The 567-nt window shown below is 43.7% G+C and carries 1 pseudogene; it reads right to left on the reverse strand.

From position 1 onward, the window contains the following. Nucleotides 1–302: pseudogene (locus R7190_RS29515) on the reverse strand (transcription elongation factor GreB); the annotation flags it as partial. Nucleotides 303–567 lie beyond the last annotated feature (265 nt).

Raw genomic sequence — 567 nt, forward strand, 5'->3', positions numbered from 1 at the left:
TTCACATCACCAGCTTCGTTTTCAATCTCGACCCAAGCACCAAAAAAAACTTTGCCTTCTTGTTGAGGTGAGTAATCTACGATGGTGACTTCAGGTAAAAACTTTCTGAGAAAACGAACACGTCGATCGATTTGACGCAGCAGTCGTTTATTGAAGGTGTAGTCAGCATTTTCCGAACGATCGCCAAGGCTGGCCGCCCACGTCACGATCTTGGTGATTTCTGGACGCTTTTCATTCCAGAGGTAATCGTGCTCTTGCTTGAGTTTGTTATAACCTTCACGGGTAATCAGCTTAGTTTTCAATTTGGCTCCTATTCATTTCGGCATAAAAAATGCCGCACATTCAGCAGCATCGACGCTTACGCGATCTTCATCCTAAACCTAGAATTATACCCAAAGCCACAAGATTCTCAGAGCGGACTTTGGGTATTGGCAATTAGGTTAGGCGACGGTTCGACTATTTTTCGTAATCTGGTTTTTTCGTCACGATGTAATTGGTTTCACTCGCCACTAACGCACCGTGCTTTAAGAAGTTTTTACCCAAAATCATGCTGTAATGAAAGCGTCC

The organism is Vibrio sp. 1078-1 (assembly GCF_033340475.1).